22 protein-coding genes are annotated in these 26,992 nt (G+C 42.6%); 12 read left to right on the top strand and 10 right to left on the bottom strand.

Annotated elements, in window-relative coordinates; all coding sequences use genetic code 11:
* Positions 1-180: 180 nt before the first annotated feature.
* The 3 genes from KI743_RS15535 to pheT all read left to right on the top strand — a co-directional run bounded on the left by KI743_RS15535 (position 181) and on the right by pheT (position 4,966).
* Positions 181-1,296, top strand: coding sequence for a GGDEF domain-containing protein (locus tag KI743_RS15535; protein ID WP_285467176.1), 1,116 nt, complete (start codon positions 181-183; stop codon positions 1,294-1,296).
* A gap of 280 nt (positions 1,297-1,576) precedes the next feature.
* Positions 1,577-2,560 carry a phenylalanine--tRNA ligase subunit alpha gene (gene pheS, locus KI743_RS15530; protein WP_032548794.1) on the top strand — a complete coding sequence of 328 codons (984 nt, stop codon included), beginning with the start codon at positions 1,577-1,579 and terminating at the stop codon, positions 2,558-2,560.
* 18 nt (positions 2,561-2,578) lie between these two features.
* Positions 2,579-4,966 (top strand): phenylalanine--tRNA ligase subunit beta, encoded by a 2,388-nt coding sequence (gene pheT, locus KI743_RS15525; RefSeq protein ID WP_285467174.1) that lies wholly within the window; start codon positions 2,579-2,581, stop codon positions 4,964-4,966.
* A gap of 197 nt (positions 4,967-5,163) precedes the next feature.
* Here pheT and KI743_RS15520 read toward each other — a convergent pair whose 3' ends face one another.
* Together KI743_RS15520 and KI743_RS15515 are read right to left on the bottom strand one after the other, a co-directional pair.
* On the bottom strand, positions 5,164-9,156 hold the full coding sequence (locus KI743_RS15520; protein ID WP_285467173.1) for a hypothetical protein: 3,993 nt from the start codon (positions 9,154-9,156) through the stop codon (positions 5,164-5,166).
* 56 nt (positions 9,157-9,212) lie between these two features.
* A complete protein-coding gene (locus KI743_RS15515; RefSeq protein ID WP_285467172.1) occupies positions 9,213-10,229 on the bottom strand; it encodes a ComEC/Rec2 family competence protein in 1,017 nt (338 codons plus the stop codon).
* 294 nt (positions 10,230-10,523) lie between these two features.
* On the opposite strand from KI743_RS15515, the gene KI743_RS15510 reads away from it, so the two are divergent.
* Entirely contained in the window at positions 10,524-11,396 is an 873-nt protein-coding gene (locus tag KI743_RS15510) for an alpha/beta fold hydrolase (protein WP_285467171.1), read from the top strand.
* Between the two features lie 284 nt (positions 11,397-11,680).
* Here KI743_RS15510 and KI743_RS15505 read toward each other — a convergent pair whose 3' ends face one another.
* Together KI743_RS15505 and KI743_RS15500 are read right to left on the bottom strand one after the other, a co-directional pair.
* The gene (locus KI743_RS15505) at positions 11,681-11,908 is read right to left on the bottom strand and encodes a hypothetical protein (RefSeq protein ID WP_285467169.1); all 228 of its coding nucleotides are present in this window, start codon (positions 11,906-11,908) and stop codon (positions 11,681-11,683) included.
* A gap of 4 nt (positions 11,909-11,912) precedes the next feature.
* On the bottom strand, positions 11,913-13,151 hold the full coding sequence (locus KI743_RS15500) for a ferredoxin reductase family protein (protein ID WP_285467167.1): 1,239 nt from the start codon (positions 13,149-13,151) through the stop codon (positions 11,913-11,915).
* Between the two features lie 191 nt (positions 13,152-13,342).
* On the opposite strand from KI743_RS15500, the gene KI743_RS15495 reads away from it, so the two are divergent.
* Both KI743_RS15495 and KI743_RS15490 read left to right on the top strand, forming a co-directional pair.
* Positions 13,343-13,681 carry a hypothetical protein gene (locus KI743_RS15495; RefSeq protein ID WP_032548803.1) on the top strand — a complete coding sequence of 113 codons (339 nt, stop codon included), beginning with the start codon at positions 13,343-13,345 and terminating at the stop codon, positions 13,679-13,681.
* A 300-nt stretch (positions 13,682-13,981) separates the two neighbouring features.
* Entirely contained in the window at positions 13,982-14,908 is a 927-nt protein-coding gene (locus KI743_RS15490; protein ID WP_285467166.1) for a hypothetical protein, read from the top strand.
* 93 nt (positions 14,909-15,001) lie between these two features.
* Here the strand turns inward: KI743_RS15490 and KI743_RS15485 are convergent, their stop codons facing one another.
* Positions 15,002-16,510, bottom strand: coding sequence for a DUF3360 domain-containing protein (locus tag KI743_RS15485; protein ID WP_285467164.1), 1,509 nt, complete (start codon positions 16,508-16,510; stop codon positions 15,002-15,004).
* A 543-nt stretch (positions 16,511-17,053) separates the two neighbouring features.
* Positions 17,054-17,698: a hypothetical protein gene (locus KI743_RS15480; RefSeq protein WP_285467162.1), complete on the bottom strand. Its 645-nt coding sequence runs from the start codon at positions 17,696-17,698 to the stop codon at positions 17,054-17,056.
* 246 nt (positions 17,699-17,944) lie between these two features.
* Here KI743_RS15480 and KI743_RS15475 point away from each other — a divergent pair, with 246 nt between their 5' ends.
* The 4 genes from KI743_RS15475 (at position 17,945) to KI743_RS15460 (ending at position 20,668) form a co-directional block, all read left to right on the top strand.
* Positions 17,945-18,499, top strand: coding sequence for a hypothetical protein (locus tag KI743_RS15475; protein ID WP_285467161.1), 555 nt, complete (start codon positions 17,945-17,947; stop codon positions 18,497-18,499).
* Between the two features lie 289 nt (positions 18,500-18,788).
* The gene (locus KI743_RS15470; protein ID WP_285467159.1) at positions 18,789-19,661 is read left to right on the top strand and encodes a patatin-like phospholipase family protein; all 873 of its coding nucleotides are present in this window, start codon (positions 18,789-18,791) and stop codon (positions 19,659-19,661) included.
* 34 nt (positions 19,662-19,695) lie between these two features.
* The gene (locus tag KI743_RS15465) at positions 19,696-20,052 is read left to right on the top strand and encodes a hypothetical protein (protein ID WP_032548810.1); all 357 of its coding nucleotides are present in this window, start codon (positions 19,696-19,698) and stop codon (positions 20,050-20,052) included.
* A 124-nt stretch (positions 20,053-20,176) separates the two neighbouring features.
* Positions 20,177-20,668: a hypothetical protein gene (locus tag KI743_RS15460; protein WP_285467158.1), complete on the top strand. Its 492-nt coding sequence runs from the start codon at positions 20,177-20,179 to the stop codon at positions 20,666-20,668.
* 170 nt (positions 20,669-20,838) lie between these two features.
* On the opposite strand, the gene KI743_RS15455 is transcribed toward KI743_RS15460, so the two are convergent.
* A complete protein-coding gene (locus KI743_RS15455; protein ID WP_285467157.1) occupies positions 20,839-21,375 on the bottom strand; it encodes an alpha/beta hydrolase in 537 nt (178 codons plus the stop codon).
* A gap of 98 nt (positions 21,376-21,473) precedes the next feature.
* Here KI743_RS15455 and KI743_RS15450 point away from each other — a divergent pair, with 98 nt between their 5' ends.
* On the top strand, positions 21,474-21,857 hold the full coding sequence (locus KI743_RS15450) for a hypothetical protein (RefSeq protein ID WP_285467156.1): 384 nt from the start codon (positions 21,474-21,476) through the stop codon (positions 21,855-21,857).
* A gap of 105 nt (positions 21,858-21,962) precedes the next feature.
* Here the strand turns inward: KI743_RS15450 and KI743_RS15445 are convergent, their stop codons facing one another.
* The 3 genes from KI743_RS15445 to KI743_RS15435 all read right to left on the bottom strand — a co-directional run bounded on the left by KI743_RS15445 (position 21,963) and on the right by KI743_RS15435 (position 25,005).
* The gene (locus KI743_RS15445) at positions 21,963-23,741 is read right to left on the bottom strand and encodes an ABC-F family ATP-binding cassette domain-containing protein (RefSeq protein ID WP_285467155.1); all 1,779 of its coding nucleotides are present in this window, start codon (positions 23,739-23,741) and stop codon (positions 21,963-21,965) included.
* 359 nt (positions 23,742-24,100) lie between these two features.
* A complete protein-coding gene (locus tag KI743_RS15440; protein ID WP_285467154.1) occupies positions 24,101-24,436 on the bottom strand; it encodes a hypothetical protein in 336 nt (111 codons plus the stop codon).
* A 113-nt stretch (positions 24,437-24,549) separates the two neighbouring features.
* Positions 24,550-25,005: an Lrp/AsnC family transcriptional regulator gene (locus tag KI743_RS15435; RefSeq protein WP_032548816.1), complete on the bottom strand. Its 456-nt coding sequence runs from the start codon at positions 25,003-25,005 to the stop codon at positions 24,550-24,552.
* Positions 25,006-25,147: 142 nt separating this feature from the next.
* Here KI743_RS15435 and KI743_RS15430 point away from each other — a divergent pair, with 142 nt between their 5' ends.
* Positions 25,148-26,959 carry a PLP-dependent aspartate aminotransferase family protein gene (locus KI743_RS15430; protein WP_285467152.1) on the top strand — a complete coding sequence of 604 codons (1,812 nt, stop codon included), beginning with the start codon at positions 25,148-25,150 and terminating at the stop codon, positions 26,957-26,959.
* Positions 26,960-26,992: the final 33 nt, after the last annotated feature.

Here is a 26,992-nt window from a genome sequence, read left to right as displayed (position 1 = left end):
TGTTGAACAAAACGCCTCAATTTTAGTTTGGAGTGCGGTTTATAACGATCAAGGTCGTCTTTTTATAAAATCGGCGAGAAATCGAATAGCCCTAAAGGTAAGGTGGTTATGTTTGTTGACCACCTATAATGATCGGATATGCATTTAAATTATGCTGGCGGCATTGGCCCTAAGGGACTTATGAATTCATTTAATTGGGATAAAAATTTTGAAACAGGTATTGATGCTGTAGACGAACAACATCAATACCTTGTTGGCTTTATCAACCACTACGGCAACCTGTTATCGGAGAATACGATTTCTATCGGTGACATTAACGTTGCTTTGCTCGATCTGACACGCTATGCCGAATTCCACTTTAAGGAAGAAGAGTGTTTGATGAGGGAGCGTGGTGTGCATGAAAAGCACATTGAAGAACATATCAAAGTGCATCGTGTCTTTATGCAAGACATCTACAGCATGCAGGCTTTCATCTTGGAAGAAGATCAATCATCGGCACGACAATTACTTGATTTTCTGATTCATTGGCTCGCCTATCACATCCTTGGCATCGACCAAAACATGGCGCGACAAATGGCAGCGATAGCAGAGGGCGCGACACCTCTACAAGCCTTTGAAGCAGAAGAGAAGCAGCAAGACTCTTCGACCATTCCCTTGTTAGCGGCACTGAAAGGTTTGTTTGAACAGGTGTCTGAGCGCAATAAACAGTTGTTACGCTTCAATCAGTTACTTGAAGATAAAGTCGAAGAGCGCACTGCTGAATTAAAACGAGCAAATAAGAAATTGGAAGAGCTGTCGCTAACAGACTCGCTCACCAAATTACCTAATCGTCGCTGTGCGTTTAAACAGCTCGCAGTGCATTGGCAAGAATCCCAAGAGCTTGGCCTACCTTTGGTTTGCATTATGATCGATGCCGACCACTTCAAAAGCATAAATGATACCTGCGGCCATGATGCTGGTGACTTGGTATTGCAAACCCTCGCACGTGAACTAAAAAACACCTTCCGTAATGACGATATTGTATGTCGGTTAGGTGGCGATGAGTTCTTGGTGATTTGCCCGGACACCGACCTGAAAGGGGGAATGTACATCGCGGAAACGGCTCGACAGAAAGTGTCTGAATTAAAGGTTGAAACCGGTCATCAAGCTTGGGTAGGCAGCATTAGTGTCGGTGTGGCAGAAATAACCCCAGAATTTGAATCGATGAGTGAGTTGATCAAAGCCGCCGATGAATCTGTTTACCTAGCGAAAGGTGCGGGCAAAAACAGCGTTTGTTCGATTCAGATTCAGACCTGATTTTCTTCCAGTCCTGGAATACCGTTTGCTCATTCTCTCGGGTGTAACTTAGGTATAATCTCGAGTGAAACTCACCTCTAAATCAAGGAGTGGTACCTGTAATTGTGCCACTTCTTCATCCTCCTCACTTATATCTCGTGAAAGTTGCCGTGTTTTTAGTCAATAACTTGTTCTTTTGGCAATTCAATTTGGCATTAGTAGCTGGTTTGATTACTATGTGTAGCTATCGAAAAAACTAATCATCCGATACGGACACTACCTGAAGGTAGATGAGGAAACGATGCAACATCTAGAAGAGATCATTGCTAATGCAACGACAGCGATTGAAAGCGCTGATTCGTTAGTCGCACTTGATGAAGTGCGAGTTCAGTATTTAGGTAAGAAAGGTGAATTAACTTCACAACTTCAAAGCCTAGGTAAACTACCACCTGAAGAGCGTCGCACTGCTGGTCAAGAGATCAACAAAGCGAAAGGTGCTGTTCAACAAGCGATCGCAGCTCGCAAAGACGCACTACAACGTGCAGAGCTAGAAGCGAAACTGGCTGAAGAGACAATCGATGTGAGCCTACCAGGTCGTCGCATTGAGAACGGTGGTCTACACCCAGTAACACGCACAGTTGAGCGTATTGAACAGTTCTTTGGTGAGCTAGGCTTTAACACTGAGTCTGGTCCTGAGATTGAAGATGCATTCCACAACTTTGATGCACTAAACATCGCAGAAGATCACCCAGCTCGTACTGACCACGATACCTTCTTCTTTAACCCAGACCTAATGCTACGTACGCACACGTCTGGTGTTCAAATCCGTACAATGGAAAACGGCAAGCCTCCTTTCCGTTTCATCGCTCCGGGCCGTGTTTACCGTAACGACTACGACCAAACTCACACGCCAATGTTCCACCAAGTGGAAGGTATGCTGGTAGATGAGAACGTAAACTTCGCTCAGTTGAAAGGTATTCTGAACGACTTCCTATGTAACTTCTTTGAAGAAGAAGTAGAAGTGCGTTTCCGTCCTTCATTCTTCCCATTCACAGAGCCTTCAGCAGAAGTTGATGTGAAACGTAAAGATGGCAAATGGCTAGAAGTGCTAGGTTGTGGCATGGTTCACCCTAACGTACTTCGCTCTGTAGGCATCGACCCTGAGAAATACTCTGGTTTCGCATTCGGTATGGGTGTTGAGCGTCTAACAATGCTTCGTTACGGCGTAAATGACCTTCGTGCGTTCTTCGAGAACGACCTTCGTTTCCTAAAACAATTCAAGTAATCCGGGGCAGTCAAAACTATGAAATTCAGTGAATCTTGGCTACGCGAGTGGGTTAAACCTGCAATTAACAGCGAAGAGCTAGCTCACCAAATCACTATGGCTGGTTTGGAAGTTGACGATGTAGAACCTGTTGCTGGTGAATTCACCGGCGTTAAAGTAGGTAAAGTGGTTGAGTGCGGTCAGCACCCAGACGCAGACAAACTACAAGTTACAAAAATTGATATCGGCGAAGAAGAGCTTTTAGACATCGTTTGTGGTGCATCTAACTGTCGTCTTGGCCTAACTGTAGCAGTAGCAACAGTTGGCGCAGTACTTCCTGGTAACTTCAAAATCAAGAAAGCAAAACTACGTGGCGTTCCATCTCACGGCATGCTTTGTTCTTTCTCTGAGCTAGGTATCGACGTAGAGTCAGACGGCATCCTTGAGCTACCAGAAGGTACAACTCTAGGTATGGACGTTCGTGAACTTCTAGACCTAGAAGACGTTGCGATCGACGTAGACCTAACAGCAAACCGCGCAGACTGTTTCAGCATCCGTGGTCTAGCTCGTGAAGTTGGCGTACTAAACCGCGCAGACGTTACAGAGCCAGCAGTTGAAGCTGTTGCTACAAGCATTGAAGACACAGTATCTGTTGAAATCAAAGCAACTGATGCTTGTCCACGTTACCTTGGCCGTGTGGTTAAGAATGTAAACGTGAAAGCGGAAACTCCAATCTGGATGCAAGAAAAACTGCGTCGTTGTGGTATCCGTTCAATCGACCCAGTTGTAGACATCACAAACTACGTGATGCTAGAGCAAGGCCAACCAATGCACGCATTTGATCTAGCTAAGATCGAAGGTGGCATCGTGGTTCGTCTAGCAGAGCAGGGCGAAAAACTAACACTTTTAGATGGCAACGAAGCTGAACTAAACAGCAACACGCTTGTTATCGCTGACCATAACAAAGCACTAGCAATCGCTGGTATCTTTGGTGGTGAAGAGTCTGGTGTAACAACTGAAACAACAGACGTACTTCTAGAAGCTGCATTCTTCGCACCGGATCACATCCGTGGTCGCGCACGTGCTTACGGCCTACACACAGATTCTTCTCTACGTTTCGAGCGTGGTGTTGATTCAACACTACAAGCAGCAGCAATGGAGCGTGCAACACAGCTTCTAGTTGAAATCTGTGGTGGTGAAGTTGCGCCAGTAAACGGCAGCGAGTCTGAAGCTGATCTACCAAAAGCAAACGTAGTATCTCTACGTCGCGCTAAGCTAGACAGCCTACTAGGTCACGAAATCCCATCTGAAGACGTGGTAGAAATCCTAACTCGTCTAGGTTGTGAAGTGGAAACTACAGACGCAGGTTGGACGGCAACGTCTCCATCTTGGCGTTTCGATATCGCAATCGAGCAAGACCTAATTGAAGAAGTAGGTCGTATCTACGGTTACGATAACATTCCAAACCAAGCGCCTAAAGCGGCACTTAAGATGAACGACCACAAAGAAGCTGACCAACCGCTTAAGCGCGTTCGTGATCTTCTAGTTGACCGTGGCTACCACGAAGCAATCACTTACAGCTTCGTTGAGCCAGAGCAGCAAAAACTGATCGTTCCAGATGTTGAGCCGCTAATCCTGCCATTCCCAATCTCTGCGGACATGTCAGCAATGCGTCTTGGCCTAATCCAAGGTCTTCTAAACACGGTTGTTCACAACCAGAAGCGTCAACAGCCACGCGTTCGTCTATTCGAATCTGGCCTACGTTTCATCCCAGAAGCATCAGCTGAAAACGGCATGCGTCAAGAAATGATGCTTGCGGGCGTTATCTCTGGTACTCGCGGTGAAGAGCACTGGGACGTTGCAACTAACACTGTTGACTTCTTCGACCTGAAAGGCGACCTAGAAGCAGTTCTAGAGCTAACAGCGAACGAAAAAGCTTACAGCTTCAAAGCCGCTAAGCACCCAGCACTTCACCCAGGTCAAACTGCGGCTATCGTAGTAGACGGTAAAGAAGTGGGTATCATTGGTACTGTTCACCCAGAACTAGAGCGTAAGTTTGGTCTAAACGGCCGCACTATCGTATTTGAAATCGAATGGGCAGCTATCAACACTCGCGTGCTTCCAGAAGCTGTAGCAGTATCTAAGTTCCCTGCAAACCGTCGTGATATCGCAGTTGTTGTTGATGAAGCAGTAGCTTCTGGCGACATCGTAGAAGCGTGTATCGCAGCTGGTGGCGAATTCTTAACAGACGCTAAACTATTCGACGTTTACGTAGGTAAGGGCGTAGAAGAAGGCAAGAAGAGCCTAGCTATCGCACTGACTCTACAGTCTGTAGAGCGCACACTAGAAGACGCAGACATCGCTGGTTCAGTAGATGCTATCGTAGCTTCAATCTCAGAGAAATTCGGCGCAGCACTTCGCGACTAATCTCTTCTGATAGATAGAAAAATCAAAGGCCTCGCAATTGCGAGGCCTTTTTTATCTTGGGTGGGTAAGGAGTAGGGTGTTCTCGTGGTTAGATGAATACAAGATATGTTAGTTGTTGAGTATAAAGTATTACGGGTACGAACAAATATCGATAACTAACCAAGTATTCGAAGTTAACATTTTTCAAATGAAGATCATTATTTGGTAGATTTAGCTTGTAAGATTAATCCATCTAGTGTTTTTTTAACATGTAATTCGTCACTAACACCCAATGTAGGCAAAATTGCTTTCATCAAGTACAGGGTATTTAGAGACCAACAGAAACCTTTCACTGAAAGTGCTTTATTTATATTAACAAAGTGACGCTTAGGATCGGTAAGTAAATATCTATGTTGCCCCCAAAAACTTAACCATTTGCTCTCTAATGACTCAAAAGCCAACCTAGAAATTAAATTAGATTGCTTTATATCAACAGAGACTTGAATGGCAATAAGAGTACTGTGAAAAACTCTAATGAACGCATTCATAGGATCTCTATATTGTTGATTACGAAATGACATTAATAGTTTAGAGTTATGAGAAATTGCGTCATTAACATCTGTCTTATTGCCTTTTAGAACACCAATTAACTCTGGGCGAATAAATATTTCTTTTTCGATTGAAACTTGCACAACTAGTTTGTCAATTTCATTCCACTTATTTTGGAACATACAACTGATGACGAAACTAAGTAAATAATGCTCAACAATACTACTTAATCGTTCAAAATCTGATAATGTTGCTTCAGGCAATGTTTGATATGTAAACTCAATATTTTTTGATTCGTCTTTATTACCTTCCTGTGGTAATACATGACATATATTTGATAAAAAGCCTCTTAATGCCTTAATTAGTAACCCAGCGTTTGGTTTTAGAATTGCAGTATCAAGTCTAGAGGACCTCAAAACAAATTCTCCCTCTACTATTGGGCCATTAACCAAATTTAATATAAGCTTTGAACTTATGCCTACATCTAATGAACAATAATTCTCTACAGATGCTAACATATACCAAGCCATTTCGATTGGTGTGAGCCTTTGCATGTCTATGTCTTTATGAGGCTCTGGATTACTAACGATTCCTGGGTATATTTTGACTTCTTCACCATTGGATAGAAATTTATCTTGTTTAGCAGCTTCTTGTTCAAGCCATAATAAAAGATGGCGAGATATTGCGTGGCAATGAGCTGCCTGTAACGAGCTTTTAGGATCTATTTTTTTTAGTTGAAATAATACATTTGCAAGATCTTGGACACATTCTTCTCTATTACCGTTATGCCAACTTGCCAAGGCTGCATCAGCTTTAAAGCCTACTTGCATAGGGTTGTTTTCTTTTAAATCTAGTTCACTGCTTGCAGAAGCAGCAAGCAAATAGTACTTTCTTGCTAACAGGTAATGGTTCTCATGTTCTGCACAAATAGCTGCATCCCGATAAAATAAAATTCTCTCGAAGTTATTAAACGAGGCATTTGATTCTATTAAATTATTTGAAATTGTGAGGCTTTTACGATATTCCTTTGCCCTACACAGTACTTTTGCTTTTGCTCTGAGCAAGCAGAAGTTAGTATCTCCATACTTACCAAAACCTGATTCAATGAGATCCAAAGCTCTCTCTTTCTGTCCACCAGATTCATCCCAAATAACAGCAGAAAATTTCACACAAACCACTGCAAGTTCCGTATACCCCCAATTATTAGCAAAAGATTCTATTTTAGAAAAGATAGCTGAGTGCCTTTTACAATCAATGCTTCCCTCTTCAAACTCATTTAACCAGGCATTCCTTACAAAAAAGTCTACACCAATATCAGTTTGCTCGATGGCTAAGAACAATTCTTCTCTAGCTTTTGAATCTAAAGTATCAATAAAACTAAATAATGGAATTAATGCTTCTATCGTCTTAATTTGATTGATTTGGTTAATAATTAATAAGCTTGCAACTGATACGCCGTCAATTTTTGTAGGTATTTCTTTATAGGGAAGTGACGCAGGGATTAATTCTGATTTTCCATTCAACAGCCCAATAAGATCCAAAATGATTGAATTCCAATTGGGCAATTCTCCAAATTTTGGTTGAGATAATAATAGTTTTGAGTATATAACTATGCGCACCAACACCGAACTGTTAGTTTCTTGAACGTCAGAGTTATCTGCTTCTATTTCAAAACGCTTAAACGCTTCCAAATATTTATCTCTTTTATCTTCAAAACAAGTTAAAAGTATTAACTGAGCTCCTCTCAACATAAGGTTTGTATTCGAGTCGTGTACATAAATTGAACGGTCTGTATTAAACAAACTAAACAATATCAAATGTGGAGCGATGATTTGAAGTTCATTGAGTTCAGTTGTAAGAATTGGATAGCATAGGAGTCCAAGTGCTCGAGTGTTTTCCCCTGCAAATGCAGCAATGAAAGCTGTATTCATTGCTATTGGGTCTATTATTTTTTTACGGAGAATTGAGTTTGCAATTTCACATTGAATTTTTTTCTGCTGATTATCGGTCAAGGTTGCAACTGCGAAGTTGGATAATAGTGGAGATAAAGAAAAACGATCCATTTCGTGCTGATCTACCCAAGATCCTATAAGCTGATCAAAAGTAATTCCAGCGTCTGTTACTTTAGGGGGTATTAAAGCTAAATCAAGCACAAGATGTCTATCAAATCTACCTGTGATTAAAGATATTCGCTCAACAAGCTCTCTTGAAGTAGAGGATAATTCACAAAGCAATCTTTCTCTAGTTTTCTTCTTAACTTTTTCTACAGTTTCATTTCTTTGTAATAAGGAGTCTAAGGTCTTAAACTCTTCAATACTCCATTTGCTTTTTTTCATGCTTTGGATCATTGCGATAACTAATTGTGGGTGTCCTCCACCTGATGATGCATATATATACCGTGCCCAATAGTCTTCAAAAACACCAAAATTTGATAAAATTTCTTTAATATCTTCCTCAGAGAAGTCGTCAACTTTTTGTTCAACATCTTGAGGGAGATTAGCAGAATATAGATAATCTTCGTCTGTTGGTTTAGATGATGTATAAAGTATAAAAATATTAGCATTTTTACAAAATTGATGAAGGTTAAGCAGCTTTTCAGTAACAATAGGTGTAAAGGCACATTCAAGGTCATCAATAAGAACGCCAGTTACCCTTTGACAATCAAAATTAGCTAACGAATTAGCTAAAATCTGACAAACCTCTTGGGGGTTTAACCCTCTTAGATTGGCCGTTAACCAGTTTCCCCCTATGTGTTTTGCCGCCATTTTGGCTGCAACGGTTTTCCCAACACCAGCAGTCCCATATAACCAAGCAGTATTATTGTATTTAAGTGAATAGATTGTGCTATCTATTAACTTATTCCTTGAAGCTATTGCGGTTGGAAGCGGAACACTATCAATTGAAGTTAGAGGTGACATATGAGATACAGCTATATCTGAGTTACCTAATTGAGAAGATGGCATCAATTGAGATATCAGATTTTTTGAAATCGAACGAGTCAATTCTTCTATATCTACTTTGGTAGCATGATCGACTAATTCATCTTTTCTATTTTCTTGATGGTTGTATTCTACTAGTTCAATATCATGAATTAAGTGCTTTTTGAATACAGATATACACGTGCAATTAACACCAACAAAATTATCTTCACTTACCGACTTTACTATTGAAGTTAAAAAAGCTTCTTTTGAATCATTATCATGAATAAATACACCACTTCCCGATAGTCCCTGTAATATCTCAGCTCCTGCTTCGCCTTGGAAATCAGTATAGCTTTTCTCGGGTATCTCGATATGAATATCATCCCCCGAAACCCCGTTTTTATAACAAGGTTTTACCGAGTAAACTTTACCGCTTTGAACTTTAGTTCTACCTCTAAATACGAATTCTAATGCCGGATTATCAGTATCACTAGTAAATTTCATATCTGGAAAGTCATCACTATTTATCGAAACTTCAATAGCAAAAATGTCATGAGATCTATATATATCAAGATTGCCTAACTCTCTGATGAATCTTAAGTTACCGATTTTCTCAGATTTATAGGTTAATGTAGAACTCAGGCCTTCGCTATATTCCTCACACCCTTCACCAAAAGGTACATGAGCAGCGCTTAAAACATAAAACACGCTCTCAATTTTAACGAGTACAGCACTTCCCATATACGTTGAGTCTTTAGATATTTGAACAGATGTATAGGGTAGAAATGTTAGGTGATTCATGTGATTTTTATCTCATTTTGTTCTATGTAGTTTATCTTGTAATAAAGACGCTCTGATTCGGTTAATAATGGACCATTTCTTGCCTCAATAGATGAAATAGAGTGATTAAAGTAAAAATTTATTTTATTACTACCATTCCTATCAACTAGAGTTGCTAGCTTAGCAATAGTTTCAACACTAGGGTGTTTACTCTTTGCTTTTCCACCGTTTGTGCTAACTATAAAATTACTACAACTAATAATATTTAGTAGTTGTTTTGAAATGCTTTTTGAACTTCCGTGATGAGATAGTTTGATATAGTCAAAGTTTGCTTTTTGGTCTGAACTAAAACCTTGTCTTAGTAAGTAGTCTGAAATTACTTCGGGGTGCGAATCGGCTAGGAACAGTATTTTCTTATCTTTATAATTTAAAATGAATGCAATTGAGCTAGCGTTAGCTATATCGTCTGATTTTTTATTAAATGAATCTGGTTTCTTTGCCCATTCGCCAACAGATTTAGTAGCATTGTTTATGGATATAGCTATATCTTTATTATTTTTCTGTATAGTGCCTACTTGTTCATTATATTTTTTGAAATAACAATCTAATTCCTCTTGAGTAGGCGAAATAATGTCTAGTGATAGCCCTTTGGCAAGCTCCATAGTCTGACCTTGAATTAGGCCTTCAAATGGCAAATTTTTGTCTTGTAATAAATTAACTAAATCTTTGGCTTGTCGTATTGATATTTCACCGTTTGTTCTAGGAACTGGGATAGACTCTGGTGAGTTTACGTACACCTTATCCAAAGAAAATTTTTCAGGGTAGTCATTAATTAATGGAAAAGCACCATTAATGTGATCCTCGTCAGAGTGCGTCAGAATGATGAAGTTGGCTGATTTAACTTTTTTCTTAATATGGTTTTTATATGTTAATTTGAAACCACAGTCGACTAAAAATCGGATACCATTAATAGACTCTTCTATTAAAAAAGCATCTCCATATTTTGCTTCAAAACTAGTTATGGTTAATCCCATCTCTAACTCTTCCTGTTAGTAGTGCAACATGCTAATTTTCCGTCTAAGCCTCTATTTTTGCAAGTAAATTTTCTCGAGATACTTCTATTAGTTAGGCTCTTTATGCTAGTTGATCTGTTCGTATTAACTTGGGTTAGCTCTCTTTTTTCCATTCTGTTACTTCAGCCTTTGGAAGTGAGTTGGTTGATTCACATAACAAAAGAGTTCTTTGTCTAAATATTCACACCTTATAATAGCTATATTGATTGAGAGGGTCGCTTTCTATGTTCCCTCTAAAGTAAGTAGCGAGACACTATGAAACGTTTAATTTTAAACATCACACTTTTGGTATGCATGGCACTTGGTAGCTTTAATGCCATGGCTCATGATTCAACGGTTAAGTACGGCATTGCGATATCTCACGATGGTGAGCAAATTGCGTATGGCAAAAGTGGAAGTGGGGATACGGCGCTGATCTTCATTCACGGCTGGAGTTTAGACAGCAGGCTATGGCAAAACCAACTAAGTGAGTTTTCAAAGCAGTACCAAGTGATCACTATGGACTTAGCAGGGCACGGTAACTCGTCGTTCAACCGTGAAGAGTACACCATGGTTGCGTTCGCTGAAGACATCAAAGCCGTCATCGAGAAAGAGCAATTCGATTCAGTCATCTTAGTCGGGCACTCGATGGCAGGTGGTGTGATTGCAGAAACCGCTAAACTGATGCCGAAAAGAGTGAAGGGCATTATTGGTGTCGATACATCGCAAAACGTCGCACTAGCGGTTTCACAAAGCGACCTAGATGTAATGACCAAACCATTTGAAGCAGACTTCCAAGCGGGCATTACTATGTTCGTGAAAGACTCGCTACCAAAAGACGTAGACGCGGATTTACTTTACTGGGTAACGCAAGACATGGCATCAGCACCGCCAGCTGTCGCGATAAACCAGTTCCGCCATTATCTGGGCCAATACGTAACAGGCGAAGCTCACCGCGTTTATGAGAACGTGAATGTGCCAGTAATATTGGTTAACGCTCGTCTATGGCCAACGAACTCAGAAGCGAACAAGAAACACATCAAGGATTACAGTATTTACTACGTTGAAGACTCAGGCCACTTCCCAATGCTAGAGCAACCACAGCACTTCAACACAACCTTGATGAAAGCGGTGAAGTCAGTGAAGTAGGGCGGTTGAGATCACTCTATAGATAAAACTAAGGCCTCGTTTGTGTGAGGCCTTAGTCTTTTAAGTCTAATCGATGGAGTCTGTCACTCTGTGAGAGCCAATTACTTTTTGTCTTGAGATTCTTTATATTTTTTTGCAATCCACTCATGCAAATGAAGTCCCGTTTTACGCTGTAGGAATACACTGATACCAGCCAAAATTAACAGTCCAATTATTGTGCCCATAATCATCTCCACGTTTTGTCATTGTGTAAATTTAGATTAATCAATACCTTAGTGCTTTGATTAATCCATTGATTTCATCATTTTGTCTATATTAAGCCCACCAAGATCCTCGAGGTTGTTATTAATCTCCTCATCGATTGATAACCGACGTTCCACTTTCTTTACTTCCTTTTCAAGAAGCTTTTCAACTTCTTGAGATACAGTGAACATTAAGCCTTGTTCACACGTAAAAGGGGGAACTTCCTTAAGGCGATGGTGGTGACGATACCTATCTATAGCTGTAGGCATAACCTTATCTCATAGAGAAATTTTCGTTGTGCCATTGCGTTGGGCACATCCCGTCAGAGATCAGTTGTTCTTTTAAGTCCTTCATCATTTGCTCGGGCCCGCATGCGAAAAACTGATGATTTTTCACAGGCGTCTCGACGAGCTCAGTGATCACTTGCGAATTCAAACGCCCATTAAAGTCGGCTTGTGTATGTAGCGTTACGTTTTTGGTCGGAATTAACCCTGATAGTTTTTTAATGATTTGCGCATAAAACTTACCTTTGCCGACATAAAATAGATGAATAGGTTGGTGCGATGGCTTAACAGTTTGAAGCCAAGAGAGGAAAGGAGTGATCCCGACGCCCCCAGCAATCCAAATTTGCGGTTTAGTACTGTCCTTTTCAGCGTGTAATCGACCGTATGCACCATCAATTTTAACCTTGTCTCCAATTTCCACTCTTGAGTACAGCTCACTTGTGTGGCGGCCTAGGCAGCGTATAACGAATTTCAGCTCTTTTTCATGTGGTGCGGAGGCGATGGTAAAAGGGTGAAAGTGTTCTACTTTATCGTATCCAAAATCGAGGTAGGCGAATTGCCCCGCATGATAGTGAATGCCTTTGCCATCGGTATTAAGTGTAATTTCAAGGGCACCGTCAAGCTTCTCTACATGAGTAACAGTGTAGTCTTGATAGGTGGTTGGCTTGATGACGGTCTTGTATATCCAGCTTAAGCTACCCACAAGCGATACGATGACCAAAGAGATACCAGTAACACTCTCGATGACGAAAGGGACATCCGAGAATAACGTATGGTAAACCGCTATCAGAAATATTGGCCCCATGAGTTTGTGCGTGTAGTACCAAAGACGGTAAGGCAGAGTTTTAACCATGCTTACACTACCAAGAAGCAGCAATCCATACATTGCCCATTGACCGAGTTCTTCTCCAAATTCAGCGAATGAAGGATCGATACCATTCCCTGCAGGGCCGGGTACTAATAACCAGTGAAACGAAGCACCAACAAGGCCGAAGATACCTAACCATTTATGCCAAATGTACGCACGGTCCATCCCTCTCACCAGTGACTCTATCCATTTTGGTCTGCAGCTCAATAACATCGCCCCAGCCATAGCGATCATCGAGACTGTGGCAAAAAACGCTGGGATCTTTCGGGCTAACTCAAGGTCAGCAGGTAACAGGAACCAGACAATTACACTGCTAAAAGTGATCGATATTAGGGTTTTTAATCGGGGAGAGAGCTTCATTTTATTGGTCGCTTATCAATGGATTCTTTAATCAGAATGCCATCTCAAGTGTGAATGCGAGCTGAATAATTCGGTTATGTTTTAAGGAGAAATGACAACGGGGCCAGACCTTATTTGTAACCACTCAATTTCTCCCACGCTCACTGCTTGATAGTGATAGAATCCCCGCATTAGAAATATCGAGAACCACTATGTTTATCCATCATGTAAACGGCATCGACTGGCTGGTAATTACCGCCTTTGAAGAACTGAAACCGATGTTTATCGAAGATGCTGGCCCAATCCCATCGTACTTCTCTATCAACAGCGAATTGAGCCTGATTGACCAAGCCAAACGCAGCTATGGTTTTTTGCCGACACTTCGCGGCGTGATCACTGACACCGGCACCTATCAAAGTAAAGACCTTGAAGAAGACTTGAACCCGCAACTAGCGTGTATCGTTGAAGGTCGTGGTCGTGTGTTCATCTACCACGGCGACTACGTGGCTTTTGTCGATGATGAGCAAACCTTCATTACTCGAATGGATTAAAGCCAGTGAAGTAGGGCGGTTGTCCCCCCTTAATTGAAGACTAAGGCCTCGCGTTTGCGGGGCTTTTTTGTGTGTGGAAGATTTTGCTCGGCACATTCATTACCAATTTGCGAGTCGTGACTGAATCTTTCACCCATTAATCGCCTAAAACGGCTGTCTCATAGTTATACAAAAGATTTATCAATCACCTACTAGATGTGGAATCAGCAGCATTCTTATTGGTAAGAAAGCTGAGCAAACCTAGAGGGTGTTTGTTATTGAAAATAATAACTTTAACTATGTAATTTAGGACGTCCTGTTATGGCTAAGAAAATCATATTCATTCACGGTCGCGCTCAAAAGCCCGACAAAGCACCACTTCAAGCGCTCTGGTACGATGCGATAGAGCATGGCTTGCATCGAGACTGTGGAGGCGCAAACGCATTACAAGCTTTTAGAGATGTTGAAAAGCGGTTTGTCTACTACGGTGAGCTTTCAAACAAACTATTAGAAGAACCAACCGAAGACCCTTTAAGTCGCCAACAGGCATTGGCGAAGTTAAAAGAGTACCAAACTCATCAGTTCGACGAAGCAACGTATGGTGATGTATCTAAAATGGGCTTTCTTAAAGAGGCTTTAGCAGATACGTTTTCATCGTTATTTGGAAGACTAGGGATAGCCGAGACGCTCATTACTAAGGTCGCGCCAGATATGGCTCACTATTGGAATGAAGATACCTATTTTGGTAGCGATGTGCGGCACAGATTAATGGTCGAACTTAAGGAAGCGCTTGATAATCAAGATGACGTAATGATCGTATCGCACAGTCTTGGTTCGATGATCAGTTATGACGTGTTATGGAAGTTATCTCATTACGGAGAGTACAGACACGATTATGGCGCCGACAAGAAGGTAGACTTATTGGTTACGCTTGGTTCACCACTGGGTGATGAAAACGTGAAAGATAGGCTTAAAGGCAGTCGCCTAAAAGGTGATAAGAAGTACCCTTTAAACATCCAACAATGGATAAACATATCGGCGGAAGATGATTTTATCTCTCACGACAGTGAAATCAAAAACGACTATGAAGAGATGCTTGAACTGGGTTTAGTACCCTGCGGAATGAAAGATATCTACCCAATTTATAATCTCAACATCCGCAACGGGAAAAGTAACCCGCACACTTCAATAGGCTATCTTATCCACCCTGAATTCATTGCGGTACTGGATGAATGGCTATCGAATTAAGTCAGCTCTCGCTGATTTCAGGACGGGACAAACAGATACAATAAGGCCTCGCGTGTGCGAGGCCTTATTCTTTCAAACTAATGCTAATTGAGCTTAGCGGAAGCTCGGGATAATTGCTGGAATCCCCGGTAGAAGACCAACTAATGCCATCACGCTTGTTAGAACAACAAACATAATGCCCGGTAGTACCCAGCGGCTCATCTTACTCAGTTCACCACTACGTTCTTTACAGCCGACTAAGCCTAGGTTGTCGAGCAGCATAGTGAGTGACCAACCAAATGCTGGATTCACAAGCGCTGATGAGAACACAACAATCGCTGCTGATTGAGTGGTTTTCCCTTCACGCGTCATCTCCATTCCTGCCTCTAGCAGTGGAACGAATACACCAACAATCAGCGCCACACAAAGTACAGGTTGCCAGATAGCTAAATCCATCGGGTAGCCCCAAATCGCGGCGATGATACAGAACAGAGCCGTCAACAGAGCACCCGCCGGAATAGGGCGTTTAGCAATCGCCGCAGGTACGATGTAAGTGCCCCATGAAGACGTAAAGTTAGTACCGCCAAGCAGCGAGCCGAACGTTTGACGAATAGACGCTGTAGTCATGGTGTCATCGATGTTCATGTGTACTTTTTCAGTGCGCTCTGGGTAGCTGATTTTTTGGAACACTTGATGCCCCAAGAAATCTGGTGACCACATCGCTACCGCTAGAATTGCGAACGGCAGTACTACCATGAAGTGTTCAATTGTCGGTAGGCCTAGCATCCAACCTGTATCTTCTCCCCACCAATACATAGGGTTCATGTTCGGTAGACCAGGTTCAGTTTGGAAAGAGAACGGCGCGCCCATAACGAATGCAATCGTACCACCCAACAAGCAGCTAAGAGGCACGGCTAACCAACGCTTACGGAAGTGTTCTAGTAGTGCGTACAGAATAATGGTGCAGAAGATCACAACGAAAGCGATGTGGCTCATGCCTATGCCTTCAGCCCAAGCGAACAGCTTTTTCACCTGAGAAGCCGTGCCCACAAAACCAAGGTAGAGCAGTAAGCCGCCACACACGCCTTTACTGGTGAGGTTGGCTAACATACTGCCGCCTTTACTGATGGCTAACAGCAAGCCAAACGCGCCAATCAGCAAGCCAAAGGCCATTGGGTGACCGCCAGCAGCAACCACAATAGGGATTAATGGAATAAGTGGGCCATGGGTACCTGCGAGGTTAGCCGTCGGTAATAGAAAACCAGAGAAAAGGATGATGAAAACAGAGGCGATAAGGAGCTCATAGCGAACGTTCTCTAGGATGAAACCTTCGTTTAGCCCAAGCGCTCCGGCAAAGGTGGCTGCGATAGCGCCCACCATAACCACTTTACCAATGGTCGCGGCCATGGCTGGGATGGTGTCTTCTATCTCGAATCGGTAGTCTTTAAACGGTAAGTTTGGACGCCAGCGCTTAGGCGACATGATTTGTAGTTCGTGCTCTAGATACTGTTCTCGGGATTCAAACTCTGAGCTTGGTTTATGTTGTTGTTCATAGGAGAGTTCGTCCTCATGGGTTTGAGGCTCCTCTCTTGGTATATTTACGGACTCTAAAGTACTGCTCATTTTGATTCCTTTCTTTCACACTCTAAGGTGCGTTGTTCCAACAAACGTAATTTACTCACGATACGAAGATTCAGCGGAGTAGTTAGCTATATCTTTTTCTTCTACACAGAACGTGATGACTTACTTAGTGATGTAAACAATGCATCAACTTATATTTAAAAAGTCATTAACATTCAGTTGCTAGTACCTTATACCAAACCAAAAAAAACAAATAGAGTCAGTCAGTTAGACATTAGTCGTAGGTTGAAGGAACTAGAATGAAAGCCTGTAAATCGGGTAGGGCAGCTTGTTTGTAGACGATGAACTTGATGGGTAATAAACGAATATCTAACAAGAAATGCTTTGCGTTAAAGCATCCGATAAAGTCTATCGATTATTGCTTTCTAGAAGTCTTGGGTGTGGTTTGATGGTGAGGTTGCCTGAAAAGTAAACGATACGCTTGAGACCAAGGTATACGCTAGAAGGAAACTTTTAGTCTCTAAAAGGGAAGGAAGGCACCATCTAGCGAGGTGCCAAACACGTTCGGTGTTAGTGTATTAAAACTTAACCACCAAAATAATCATCAAATTGTGTAGAGAGTCGTTTTAAGGGTTTGGCTCCTTCATAATGAGCTGACGTTTTGTTATGGAACTCAATGAAAGAGAGTTTTGTTTCAACATCGTACTCACCAATGGCTTGGTCGAGGAACAGAAAACCGATGCTGGCGTATAGAACGTGCTCTGATTCGTTATAGCCATCAAAGAACAAGACGACGCCTAGTTTATCGCCATCTTTGTAGAGATTATAAAAAACGTCATCAGCCTTAACTGAAACCCCACCGTAAGTTAGATCATGCAAAGGGGTACGACGTTGTCGAAACTTAAAAAATACCCAATTGTCTAGATTCGGCGCTGTTGCGAACAACAATTCTACCGACGAAAATGACTCTTGTATTCCACCAGCACTAATCACAAACTCCCGCTTGTTGTCTTCTCGAATAGGACTAAATTCGAACGTTAGGTTTGGATCTACTTTGTTTAGAGCCGCAGATAGCTTATCGAATGCCACTTCTTGATCCTTTTCGAAATTAAACAGCATTTCTTCATTAGTTTGGAACCACTTCCAGAAGTTTTCTTCCTCAGAAGCATTGACGTTGAAACCAAATATTGCGACACAAGCTAGTGCGAACGACAAGACAGGATTTTTCATAATTTAATCATTGAGATATGAATATAAGAAGGTGTTTGTACTTTAACTTATCCCAACGAATGTTCATCGCAAATGGGTGATGTTTGTGATGTCACGGGATAACTTTTGCGTTACATGCTGCTGTTTGTTCTTTGGATTCGAACCTTAATCTTTCGACAATTAACATTTTCGATTTAAATTTATTGATAATAATTCTCATTACGTTATTTTGTTATCTCAAACACACTCATTGTTGCGGAGACCAACATGGAACACTCGGATATTACTCAACTGCTTATTCCAAAGAGCGATTGGGCATTGCCTGATCTCTTTCTCTATGAAGGGGAAAACAAACTTCACCTCAGCTTAGAAGGCGCAATTCAGTACAGTGGATTGAACAGCATTGGTGGCGTGGTTCTGGGCTTTAGGATGATCCAACACGCGGTGCAACTCGCGGCGGGTGATCAGTCTTTGCAACGTGATGGCATCAGCATTTATACCGCGTTCCCTGGCCGTGGTGCTCAAGATGCCTTTGAGTACACATGCCGCGCACTGCGTGATAGACGCTATTGTTGTGATACCACATTGCATCACCCAGCAGCGCAAACAGGACAACGTGGTCAGTTCCTATTTACGATTCGCTTAAATGAGCAATCTATGGTGATGACGCCAGCAAACGGACTTCCAAGAAAAAGCTACTTTGAAGCTGACCGACATTCACAAGACGGCCGAGAAGCAGCATTGAGATGGCGTGATGAGAAGATTAACTTCGCCAATACACTGTTGAGCTTGTCGCCTGAAGAGTGCTTACGTGTGCTGTAGCTCTCTGTTCTTATTAACAGAATGAGCTTACAAAGAGAATGAACACAGAATAGAATGATCAACAGGAGGTCGCTCACTTTTTAAGTGGGCGACCTTTTTGTATCAGCGCACTTAGAAACCAGATTCCTAGTCGCGCCTAGGCTTGCTGGAATGACTTGTTTCCCCGTCAACATATTAAAATGTACAGAGGTGGAGCAGTTTTCAAAGCACTACACTGCGTGCGGTTATTCGAAGTGATATAATTTGTGCCTAACGCTTTGAAGAGCTGATGATTTAAAGGATTAGTACGATGGCAAAAACAATCTCATTGGTACTTGGTAGTGGTGGCGCCAGAGGCTTGGTTCATGTTGGCGTTATCCGCTGGTTAATTGAACATGGCTATCAGATAAAATCGATCTCTGGTTGTTCAATTGGTGCGCTTATCGGTGGTGTTTACGCTGCGGGTAAATTGGATGAATTTGAAGAGTGGATCACCAGTATCGAGCAGTCTGATATGACGATGTTGTTGGACTTTTCATGGCAGTCAAGCGGTATGTTCAAAGGGGATAAGATCATAGACTCACTGCGTCAATTGATCGGTGAGATTGCTATTGAAGAACTGCCTATCCCTTATACCGCTGTTGCCGCTAATGTCGCTGAGGAGAAAGAGGTTTGGCTGAAGTCCGGCTCTCTGTTTGATGCCATTCGTGCCTCTATCTCTCTCCCGTTGTTCTTCACACCTCATGTCATCAATGGTGAAGAGTTGATTGATGGGGGAGTGCTTAATCCTGTGCCCATTGCTCCAACCTTTGGCGACAACACAGATGTCACAATCGCTGTGAACTTAGGTGGCGAACCTGAACTGCTTAAACAAGAAGTGACACCGGTATCCCTACCAACAAAAGAGACTAACCTGCACGATAAGGTTGCCCACTTTATCGATAACCTAGGCAACAACGTCAAAAGTAAAATGAGCTTTAACTTTGCGGCTTACGATATCGCCAACCAAGCGTTTGATGCGATGCAGTCGACTATCGCTCGCCAGAAACTCGCCGCTTATCCTGCCGATATTACCCTAGAGGTCCCACGTAACGCCTGTGGCACGTTGGAGTTTGAACGCTCAAAAGAGATGATAGACAGAGGCTACCATTTGGCACAGGCGACACTGGGCAACCGACTTTAATTTGATGGTTACTGATTCGACGAAGAGAGTATTTATGGAAACGGAACTCAAACAACTTGAACTCAACGATCTGATGGCAACAAAAGATGTCATCGTGCTCACTAGTTTGGAAGAGCAGGCGATATCTTGGCTAACAAGTTACTATCAAAAAAACGCTGGTATTCAGATTATCGAGAACGCACACCAGCTAGATACTGAGGCGATTTTGGCGCAGTGCCGAAGCGGTCTTTACGAAGGTAAAAAGGTTATCCTCACCGCCCAGTTTCGTAGTCAACTTCCTATCATCAACATCGCATCATTGTGTAATGAGAAGCGCAAATCATTGATCAATATTGAACTATCGGACTGGGATGAAGTGCAGCGCCTGCCACAGTCGTTTAGTAGTTTTTAGTCAGTAGAAAGTGATTTTATAAACGACAGGATTTAGCCTTTCTTGTACCTCATACATTTGCAGTGTTGAAAAATCTCCTCAAATATCTATGTTTAATAGACTAATACAAAAGAGGTATTTGAGTATGGGTGTCACTCCTATCAAGGTTTTGTTTGTGTGTGTAAAGAAAGGAGTTCGAGCGGCTATCGCTAAGGCGATTGTAGAGCAAAAATCTAACGGGATGATACAAGCTACTTGCTCTGGTTTTGAGCCAGGGCCAACTCCACCAGTTATCATCGAAGAACTGTCTAATGTGCTTGATGTTTCAATAACTAGCGAAAGCAAAACAGTGTTCCAGCACAAGAAGAACGACGAAGATTTCGACTATGTGATTACGCTTTGCGATAAAGTAAGTCACGAGCAGTGTGATATGTTTGTTGAATGCGTGGATGTAGTTTGTTCGCACGTACCTAACAGACTCCAATGGACTATACCTAACTTAGCGAATGCTTTAGAGCTAACAGGGAATGATAGAACCTTATTTGTAAAAAGGGTTGTCGAGCAAATAAACCTCAAAGTGATGCAACTCTTGGAAATAGTTGAAGCGAAAAAACTCAAAGAGCCTGCAAGTTACTAAGACGCGTTTTGCTTATCTCATTGGCAACTTGGTCTTTACTTGAGCCAATCCAAAGTAGCCTTACACTCGCTTTTATGTAAATACGGATTCTGAAATGGATACAAGTACGTTAGAAACTGAATTCCAACGTACTTGATGAGTGAGAGTGGTGTTAAGTTAGTAAATCGGCATCACAAGCTAGTATCTAGGAAGTTGATCATGCGCTCGATTAAGGGCTCTCGCTTTACTTCATCGCTCAATGTTATCGCACCTGATGGGTAGAAGTGACCAAACCCGGGTATCCAAGCAGTATTAATACTAATGCCCGCGTCACTGTACTTAGGTAGGGAGTGCTGTAGTGCTTCCATCAGAGGATCTAAGTCATATTGCCCCATGTTGATGATTGCTGGTGGTAGGGAACTATTACCTTGAGAGTTAATCGCAAATCCATGGACCATACCTGAGTTGCCCATCACCGCCTTTATAGGGGCATTCATGCCGTAAGCAACGTTAAAACTCGTCATAGCACCCGCAGAAAAACCACCTAAGGCAATTCGATTAGGGTCAATGGCTAGCGCCTCTGCATTGTCTTGAAGGTACTCAACCGCTTGATAAAGATCTTCAGTTGCTGAAATGACGGAGTTGCGAAGTATATCTGACTCGTGAGGTAGCGGCTTTAGACCTTTGTTTACGCGCAACATGTTATGGCGATCGTGCAGCGCTTTCATGCGAAGGTCTTCCTCTACAAGTATCTCATCGGTATAGCCGATATTGGAAGGGACAGGTTCTTCTGTTGCCTATTGTGGATGTTGGGTATCAAGTCGTTATGTCACAAGATCATCCAATGGCAAACAAAATGCTCTCAGAGGAGCGTATATTTGATTACCCTCATGCGGTACTCAGCAGCAATGACGCAGTTGAACGATGGTTAGATTACTTAGCCGATCGACATAAAAAGTCACGTGTCGTTGAGTTTGCATCAACATCAATGGAGTTCACGACGATGGCCTTAGAAAATACTGAAAGGTTGATGTTTGTTGCTGATACTAAAGATGATTTCTTCGATGGTTACAATGTTGCGACTCAGCCTGTGTCCTTTATTGCTCATCAAACGGTAAAGCTTTTGTATCATGAGAGAGCATCGGTTGATCCTCTTAAGCGTCGTACGTTAGAAATCATCAAGACTACAGCGAGTAAGGTGTTTGATTAGGAAGGATATTGGGTAATTAAGGCCTCGCGTTCACGAGGCCTTGGTTTTTAGTCGAGTGTGTTACCAATGAACAGTGGTTAGCTTTACACTGTTCACTCTAAGTTATTACAGATTAAGTTGTTGAGTAATCTGCTCTAACTCTTGTTGCCATTGTTGCTGCATCTTTGGTTTCTGATGCTTTGGCTTACGTTGTTTGTCTTCCTCAATTAAGGTTTCTAGTTGATACAGTCTTTCCAATATGGCTTCTTCAGAATCAAGACTATCGCTTGTCTGGCTATGGTTAGAGCTAGGTGAGCAACCACTGTCAGTTGATTCACTCTCTAATAACTCAATCTCTGAGAACTTAGGGTCATGAACTTTCGTTTCTGAATCAATTTCACCATACAGCTTTTCAAGGTCATGCCATTCCGTTAGCTCACCATCCTGAATCAACCAATAGCGATTACAGCTTTTTTCAATCAGTTCTCGGTCGTGCGTTACAAGTAACACTCCACCTTCAAACTGGTTAAGTGTATCGCTGAGTTGATCTTTGCCATCGATATCAAGGTGGTTTGTAGGCTCATCGAGCATGAGTAGGTGATACTCTGCCAGTGATAACCCAAGCATCAATAACCGAGAGCGTTCGCCACCACTCAATTCGCTTACTTTTTGAGAGTGTCTGTTGTACTCGAAACCAGCGCTGATTAACGCGATTTTACGTCTTTCTTCACATAGGTCAGTTAACCCTTCAAGGGAGTCAATCAAGACGTCATTGTCATTGAGTTGCTTTAAGCTTTGGTCGTAAAAACCGAGTCGGCAACGTGGATGGAACTGAATGTTCTCCATGTTATGTACATTCTGCGTATAGCTCTGCCATAGCATTTTCAACATTGATGACTTGCCGCTACCATTACTACCGATAATCGCAACTCGATCGCCACTTTTGATCTGTTGCTCAATCACCTGAAGTAATACAGGTGCGTCAAGCGCGGGCTTAACATCGAGTTTGTCGATAGCGAGCAGTCGGTTTGCCTTAAGCGCTTCACCTTTTAAGGAGAGCTGCCAAGGGGCTCCCGAGGTCAGTTCGGTTTGCGTTTCTTTTAATCGTTCGACTCTTTTCTCCATAGTTTTGGCTTTTCTTGCCAGGTCTTCGTTGTCATAAACTCGTCCCCAGTTGGCTAATCGTTTAGCGCTTTTTTCAACACGGTCGATCTCTTTCTGCTCTGCCAAGTTTCTCTGTTTTGCAGCTTCATCAACTCGTTCGAGTTCAGTTAGTGCTTTTGAGAAGGGCAGTTGGAAGTAATTAAGGCGTTTGTCTCTAAGTATCCAAGTGCAGTTGGTGACCTTGTCCAATAGTTTTCGGTCATGTGACACGAGAACAAAGCTACCTCTCCAGTTGATTAGAAAACGTTCTAACCAAAGTAAAGTAGGGAGGTCGAGATGGTTACTCGGCTCATCGAGCAAAAGCAGATCTGGTTCTGATATCAACGCCCTTGCGAGTAATACGCGTGTATGTTGACCACCACTCAGAGAACCCGCGGTTAGGCTCCAATCGCTGGAAGAAAAGCCCATATCGGAGAGGATCAGCTCTGCGCGCCATTGGTCTTGTAACTGTTCATCTTTGGGAAGCTTTGCGACCACGGCCTCAAGCGTAGAAAGATGCTCTAGGTTCGTTGGCAAATGCTGCTCGACTTGTTCGATTAAACAGTGACTCGATATGGTAATAGCACCAGAGTGAGGTTCTTTGTTACCGCAGAGTAGTTGCAGTAGGGTACTTTTTCCGCTGCCGTTGTAACCGACAAGGCCGATGCGGTCACCTTGTTTAAGGGTGAAAGAGATGTCTTCAAATAGAGATGTTGAAGGTGTGTTGAATGTAACTGATTGGGTAGATAATAATGTGCTCATTGGCTTACTCAAGTTTTTCAGGCGTAATGACGCCTATCGTCAGTTTTTCGCTGACAATAACCTCGTAAGCTAGAGGGAAGAGACTCTAGTTAGTCTGTCTGTTTTGCTACTTCGCTCAAGCTAGGTTATCGCAGCACGTTGCTGGTAAAACTTGAGCGAACTTCGTAAGCAAAAATGTATGCAAAAGAAAATGCACACTGGTTCATGGTTACCTCCTTATATTTCGTCTAGTGGATGGATATGGTTATTCTATCAGCTGATCTTTCAAAGTCTATTTCGGGACGTGTAAATGGCCTCTTAGTTTAAATGAAGCCCCCTGTGGCGAGGCCTTAGCACTATTATAACACCAACGTTACCACTTAATTTTGTTGCTGCGTTGGGATACAAACACTGGTTGGCAGAGTTAAAAGTCGATCTTCAAAAACATGAATATTCGTGATCTTCTCTAGTTCATCGTTATCCGAATACGGCATGTCTACGATGGAATTGTTAAAGCGCACACTTGCGACCATGTCGTCTGGATGACCAACAAAACCTATTTTGCATGGATCAAACGTGATCTCTTGAACACGACCAGTCTTATAAGTGACCGTTACCGTAACTTGTTTATCCATGCTATTCGTTATTGTGGGGCCTGCTACTTCCATGCAACCTGCTAAAGAAACAAGCAGCATGGTGATGATTACAAATCTCATAAAAATCCCTTTCATTTATAAATGGGAATTGTAATTAAAATCAGTTGGTTGTGATGTGATCCGAGATCGGAAACTCTTTAAACCCCCAAATCTCCAAAAACAACCACACCAACTCACCTCACTGGCAACTTGGTCTTTGTTTTTACCTGACCAAAGGCAAAGCTGGATTCAATCGAAGCGATATTGGGTAGGCGGGTTAATTGTTTGCGGATGAATTGCTCGTAGCTTTTGAGCGATTCGCTCACCACATGCAGTAAGTAGTCGTGATTACCTGTCATTAGAAAACACTCTAAAACTTCATCAATCGCTTCAATGTGCTGCTCAAAGTCTCGCATGTTCTCTTCTGTCGGCTTTTCAAGCTTCACCAACACAAAAACATTTACGGGTAAACCGCATGCCTCTTGGTCGACACTGGCATGATAACCACGAATGATCCCTTGTTTCTCTAGTGCTCGAACTCGGCGTAAACAAGGTGAGGGAGAAAGAGCCACGCGGTCGGCTAACTCTTGGTTGGTGAGTCGTGCGTTGCTTTGCAGTTCAGCCAGTATCTTCTTGTCGATCTCATCCATTGGCATATTCCATTAATTTTGGAGTTTTATTGGCAATATTATTGCTCAAAGTGTATGTCTTACTTCGCAAATAGCAATCTTTAACATCTGTGCAACACTAAAATTAAAGTAGGTACAACAAGGATGGAATGATTTAGGAACTATGAATACTTCAACTCAACTTAGCCCGCTGCGTAAAACCACTAAACATGAACAAGCGGAAGCCCTTGCTATTGAGCAAGCAGAACATTTCGGTATCGATCCAAACAGCGATTACGGCGCCACGCTGGTGGAATTGGCGACGACGCTGTACAAAGCCAATACCAAGACACACGATCTTTGGGCAATAACGGTTGATGGCCTTTCAGAGCTGGATAAGAGTGACCGAATTGCCTGGTTTAACGCCAAACGTTTCTTGTCATTCCAGATCGCTAAGATCCTAGATAACCTACAAAACCCAATGCGCGCGACTTACCAATCTATTGCGACTAACAATGGTAATTTTGCTTCGAAAGGCGCGTATCCTATCTTCGATAATGTAGCGGCTATCTTTTCCGCAAGCCCAGTGATCACGCGCACAGCGACTTACCTGTTTGCCTGTACCGAGTGGATTGAAGATGCGTTCAACGGCAAAGAGCCACTGCACGATATCTACTCTCGACTGCTTAACCCAACCTCAATATCACTCGCGAACCACATGGTTGATCTTGAGGCGGGCTCGAGAGCCAACGAGTATCTTGCATGGAACTTCAACTCAGGTATGGCGGCCATTGATGGCTTGTTGAGTCACTTACTAGGGCATGAAGATATTGTATTGGCCTCGCGTAACATCTACGGCGGTTCTTATCAGCTATTGGAAGACTGGTTTGGTAAGCCTTCGAACTTGAATGTCGCTGTCGAGTGGGTGGATGGTTATTCCGGTGATGAGTTTGCGACTCGCCTTGATGAGGTTGCGCACAAATATGCCGATCGCCTTGCTAAAGGTAAGAATATCTATGTCTACCTTGAGTCACCGTGTAACCCACATGGCTACGTGTTAGATGTCGCCAACATCAGTAAGGCGGCTCATTCTCGTGGCTGGGATGTGATTGTCGACTCGACGGTAGGTACGCCACTGCTACATCCAGTACTCAAGCGCGATGATGTGATGGAACGACCAGATTACGTGATTCATTCCTACACTAAAGAACTAGCAGGTTCAGGAACCACCACAGCAGGTGTTGTGATTGGGCGCAATGAGACCATGTTTGTACCAAAAGGGGAAGAGGTCACTTTCACTAAGCCCAATGGCGATGAGGCGATGATTCCATGGAACGAAACCCTGTTTTGGAATGTGTATTACATCAAAGGTGCATTCTTAGATGCAGACAAAGCGTTTGAAGTGCTGAACGGCATGAAAACCTATGAGATGCGTGTGGTGCAGAAAACCATTAATACCCTCACTCTTGCGAAGATCTTTGATGCTCATCCAGACATTAATGTGTCGTGTCCTGCTCTTCCAGACAGTGACAACTATCAGCATTGTCAGAACAACATGCATTTGGGTTTACCTGCAGCGCTGTTCACAATCGACATGGAAGGTAATGGTGACCGAGCGCCAATTAATCGTGATGGATTTAAGCAGTTCTTCGATATGCTAGAGCCTGCAATCGGCATGCAAGTGAGCCTTGGACAAACTAATACTGTCGCTCTGTGTCCGGCTCTGACCACTCACTCAGAATTGAGTGACGAGGCACTCGATGAAGCAGGCATTAAACCTACGACTATGCGTATCTCGATTGGTTTAGAAGATCCTCGTATGTTCATTGCGCATATTATTGAAGCGGCTAAATTATCGATTGATCGCAAACATGTTGATTTCTCATCGAGTTTCTCAAGCAACGAGCGTATCGATGAGATCTATATGCAGACCTATATGGATGTGCACCAGAGGTTCGTGAAGAGCTTGCCTAAGTTAGGACAGCTGAGTCAGTAAATTTGGTTGGCAATCTGAGTCAGTAGACTTTTA

The sequence above is a fragment of the Vibrio sp. D420a genome (assembly GCF_030248625.1).
Lineage (GTDB): Bacteria > Pseudomonadota > Gammaproteobacteria > Enterobacterales > Vibrionaceae > Vibrio > Vibrio fortis_A.
This window is presented reverse-complemented; position numbering and strand designations above follow the sequence as displayed.